This is a genomic window from Stenotrophomonas sp. HMWF003 (assembly GCF_003061285.1).
GTDB classification, from domain to species: domain Bacteria; phylum Pseudomonadota; class Gammaproteobacteria; order Xanthomonadales; family Xanthomonadaceae; genus Stenotrophomonas; species Stenotrophomonas maltophilia_AP.
In genome coordinates this window covers 11,922-15,979 of the sequence record NZ_QAIW01000395.1, presented here as the reverse complement: position 1 = coordinate 15,979, position 4,058 = coordinate 11,922, and the positions used below count along the sequence as shown (strand labels likewise).

Sequence of the window (4,058 nt, the reverse complement as noted above, 5' to 3'; positions counted from 1 at the left end):
GCGCACCACGGCGAACTTGTACGGCTGTGCGGCATCGGCGGTGAACATGCCCTCCAGCCGTGCACAGGCTTCGGGAATCTGGCGCAGCGTATGGGCCGCGCCCACCGCCTGCGGCGCACCGACGGCGCGTTTCAGTTCCGGGGTTTCAGCGGCGCTGGCGGCCACGGCAGGCAGCAGGGCCAGCCAGAGCAGGTAACGGGTGGACATGGCGGAACTCCGGGAGCTGGGGATGGGCCGAGGCTGCCAGTGGGTGGCTGAACGGCGTGGCAAGGCGTCCCATCAACGCCTGGCTGGATCCAGACGACGGGACACCTGCCCCCTGAGTCAGGGGGTAGCCGCGAAGCGGCGGGGGATTGGATGCCGATAAGAGGGCAGCGCGCATGCGATGGCGCGTACCCGGCAGGACGCGGCTGCGGATGGGTGTGCGTGGTTGCCGGCCAGCGGCCGGCACTACCCGTATGCGGGTGTTGCCCGCATACTCGGGGCACCAGGGATTGCTGAACACCGCCACACGCTTGAAGACCGGGCACGGTCTGAACGGGTTGGTCCAAGGTTGCAGCCCGTTGTGCCCCCGCGTGGAGAGGTTCATCCGTTCGTCTGGATGCCATTCCATCACCCGGGAGGGGACATGCTGGAACGTTATGGGCTTTCTCTGGCGCTGTTCTGCGCCATTCTCGCGATTCTCTACGGCATCGTGTCGGCACGCTGGATCCTCCGGCAACCGGCTGGCAATGCCCGCATGCAGGAAATCGCCGCCGCCATCCAGGAAGGCGCGCGCGCCTATCTCAACCGTCAATACCTCACCATTGGCATCGCCGGCGTCGTGCTGTTCGTGCTGGTCGGTTTCTTCCTCAGCTGGTACACCGCGATCGGCTTCGCGATCGGCGCGGTGCTGTCCGGTGCCGCCGGCTACATCGGCATGAACGTGTCGGTGCGCGCCAACGTGCGCACCGCCGAAGCTGCACGCAACGGCCTTAGTGCCGCCATGGACGTGGCGTTCCGCGGCGGTGCGATCACCGGCATGCTGGTGGTCGGGCTCGGCCTGCTGGGCGTGGCCGGGTACTACGCGCTGCTGCTGCGGATGGGGCTGGACACCGCGCAGGCACTGCATGCGCTGGTCGGGCTGGCGTTTGGCTCCTCGCTGATTTCGATCTTCGCCCGACTGGGCGGCGGCATCTTCACCAAGGGCGCCGACGTCGGCGCGGACCTGGTGGGCAAGGTGGAAGCCGGCATTCCCGAGGACGACCCGCGCAACCCGGCGGTGATCGCCGACAACGTGGGCGACAACGTCGGCGACTGCGCCGGCATGGCCGCCGACCTGTTCGAGACTTACGCGGTGACGGTGATCGCCACCATGCTGCTGGGCAGCCTGATGATCGCCGAAGCCGGGCGCAACGCGATCCTGTATCCGTTGGTGCTGGGCGGTGTGTCGATCATCGCCTCGATCATCGGCGCGCTGTTCGTCAAGGTGAAGCCCGGCGGTTCGATCATGGGCGCGCTGTACAAGGGCGTGATCGTGTCGGCGGTGCTGGCGGCGATCGCGTTCTACCCGATCACCCTGCAGCTGATGCCCGACAACAGCCACGGCGCGCTGAACCTGTACTTCTGCGCGTTGATCGGGCTGGTGCTGACCGGGTTGATCGTGTGGATCACCGAGTACTACACCGGCACCCAGTACAAACCGGTGCAGCACGTGGCGCAGGCCTCCACCACCGGCCATGGCACCAACATCATCGCCGGGCTCGGGGTATCGATGAAGTCGACCGCGCTGCCGGTGATCGCGGTGTGCGTGGCGATCTGGTTGGCGCACTATTTCGGCGGCCTGTACGGCATCGCCATCGCGGCCACCGCGATGTTGTCGATGGCCGGCATGATTGTCGCGCTGGATGCCTACGGCCCGATCACCGACAACGCCGGCGGCATCGCCGAGATGGCCGAACTGCCCTCCAGCATCCGCGACATCACCGACCCGCTGGACGCGGTGGGCAACACCACCAAGGCGGTCACCAAGGGCTATGCGATCGGCTCGGCAGCGCTGGCCGCGCTGGTGCTGTTCGCCGATTACACGCACAACCTGCAGGCGGCCAATCCGGGCCAGACGTTCGCCTTCGACCTGTCCGACCACACGGTGATCATCGGCCTGCTGATCGGCGGGCTGATCCCCTACCTGTTCGGTGCGATGGCGATGGAAGCGGTGGGCCGCGCGGCCGGTGCGGTGGTGGAAGAAGTGCGCCGCCAGTTCCGCGAGATCCCCGGCATCATGGAAGGCACCGGCAAGCCGCAGTACGACCGCGCGGTGGACATGCTGACCCGCTCGGCGATCCGCGAAATGATCGTGCCCTCGCTGTTGCCGGTGGCCGTGCCGGTGGTGGTGGGCCTGCTGCTGGGGCCGCGCGCGCTGGGCGGGTTGCTGATCGGCACCATCGTCACCGGCCTGTTCGTGGCGATCTCGATGACCACCGGCGGTGGGGCCTGGGACAACGCCAAGAAGTACATCGAGGATGGCCACTTCGGCGGCAAGGGCAGCGAGGCGCACAAGGCCGCCGTCACCGGCGACACCGTGGGCGATCCGTACAAGGACACCGCAGGGCCCGCGATCAATCCGTTGATCAAGATCATCAACATCGTCGCGCTGTTGCTGGTGCCGCTGCTGTAGGCACACGGTCGCCCGGCCCAGGGCCGGGCGTTACCGGGTCAACGCCGGCGGATGAAGAACGCCACCGGCACCATCACCTCCACCGGGTCGCCGCCGATCTCCGGCGGCGGCGCCGGCACCGGGCTGCCACGGCGCACGGTGTCCAGCGTTTCGGCATCCAGCAGCGGATGCCCACTGCTCTGGCCGATGCGGATGTTGCTCGCATTGCCCTGCCGGTCCACTGCAAAGCGCACATAGGCCACGCCCTGTTGGCGCAGGCGCTCGGCCCCGCGGGGATAGCGCCGGTGCTGCTCCAGATGGCCCAGCAGCAGCCCCTGCCAAGTGACCTGCGCGTCGCTGCGCTGGCCAGCCATCGTCTGCGGCGCCGCGTACCGTTGGGTGGCCTTGGCCTGCACGTCCGGTGGCGCCAGGGTCTGGTCCACGTTGTGTTGGTCCGACGGCGTCTGCTCGGGGGGCGGCGGCGTGCGTTGCGCAACCTCCTCGCCGTCCGGGTGCGGTTGCGGGGGCAGCACCGGCGCGCGCAGCGGCTGCGGCTCCGGTTTGGGGCGGTGTTGTTCCTGTTGCGAGGGCCCCTGCGCGATATCGGTGGGCGGCACCGGCGGCGCTTCGGCGACCGCAGCCAGTTCCACCCTCAGCGCTTCCGGCGGTGCGCTGGCCGGTGCAGGTGGCGCGCGTCCTATCCACCACAGCGTGGCCCCGATGCCGATGGCGTAGGTGGCCAACACGATGCCCAGGCTGCCGGCCCAGCGTGCGTGCCCTGCACTGCCTTTGCTCATGGTGCGGGCTGTTCCAGCCCGACCAGCGCCACCTTGAGGTAGCCGGCCGCGCGCAGCGCATTCATGGCCTGCATCAGGTCGCCGTAGGCCACCTGGCGGTCGGCGCGCAGATAGATGCGCTGCTCACGGTCGCCGCCGGTCGGCCGCTGCAATGCCGCCGGCAACGCGTCAGCGGTAACGGCGGCATCGTTCACCCGCAGCGACAGGTCGGCCTGCACGGTCAGGAACACCGGCTCACCCTCGCGCGGTTGCGGGCGCGCGCTGCTGGCCGGCAGGTCCACGGCGGTGTCCACGGTGGCCAGCGGCGCGGCGACCATGAAGATGATCAGCAGCACCAGCATCACATCGATGAAAGGGGTGACGTTGATCGCGTGGGCTTCTTCCAGCGCGTCGTCGTCGTGGCGTGCGGTACGGAGGGCCATGCGTAAGCCTCAGTGCGCCGCACGTGCCAGCACCGGGCCGGCGTGCACTGCGGCGCGGTCGAGGTCGCGCGACACCAGTTGCTGCACGGCCGCCGAAAGATCGCCCAGCAGCGCGCGCAGGCCGGCCAGCACCCGGGTGAAGTGGTTGTAGATCACCACGGCGGGAATGGCGGCTACCAGCCCCAGCGCGGTGGCCAACAACGC

General features: G+C 68.8%; 4 protein-coding genes and 1 pseudogene. 1 reads left to right on the top strand and 4 read right to left on the bottom strand.

Going from position 1 to position 4,058, the window contains the following annotated elements:
* A pseudogene (locus DBR34_RS23660) lies at positions 1-207 on the bottom strand (hypothetical protein); the annotation flags it as partial.
* A gap of 421 nt (positions 208-628) precedes the next feature.
* Between DBR34_RS23660 and DBR34_RS16965 the strand changes: the two are divergent.
* On the top strand, positions 629-2,656 hold the full coding sequence (locus DBR34_RS16965) for a sodium-translocating pyrophosphatase (RefSeq protein ID WP_128097663.1): 2,028 nt from the start codon (positions 629-631) through the stop codon (positions 2,654-2,656).
* Positions 2,657-2,694: 38 nt separating this feature from the next.
* Here DBR34_RS16965 and DBR34_RS16960 read toward each other — a convergent pair whose 3' ends face one another.
* From DBR34_RS16960 to DBR34_RS23655, 3 genes are all read right to left on the bottom strand, one after another.
* Positions 2,695-3,432: an energy transducer TonB gene (locus tag DBR34_RS16960; RefSeq protein WP_128097662.1), complete on the bottom strand. Its 738-nt coding sequence runs from the start codon at positions 3,430-3,432 to the stop codon at positions 2,695-2,697.
* Complete coding sequence (gene exbD, locus DBR34_RS16955; RefSeq protein WP_128097661.1) at positions 3,429-3,854, bottom strand: TonB system transport protein ExbD; 426 nt, start codon at positions 3,852-3,854, stop codon at positions 3,429-3,431. Before exbD ends, DBR34_RS16960 begins: the two co-directional genes overlap by 4 nt.
* Positions 3,855-3,863: 9 nt before the next feature.
* The coding region (locus tag DBR34_RS23655) for a MotA/TolQ/ExbB proton channel family protein (protein WP_258224048.1) at positions 3,864-4,058 on the bottom strand (195 nt) is incomplete at its 5' end.

Coding starts and splice junctions, on each gene's coding strand:
- DBR34_RS16965 (WP_128097663.1), top strand. CDS start 629: ATGCTGGAACGTTATGGGCTTTCTCTGGCGCTGTTCTGCGCCATTCTC.
- DBR34_RS16960 (WP_128097662.1), bottom strand. CDS start 3,432: ATGAGCAAAGGCAGTGCAGGGCACGCACGCTGGGCCGGCAGCCTGGGC.
- exbD (WP_128097661.1), bottom strand. CDS start 3,854: ATGGCCCTCCGTACCGCACGCCACGACGACGACGCGCTGGAAGAAGCC.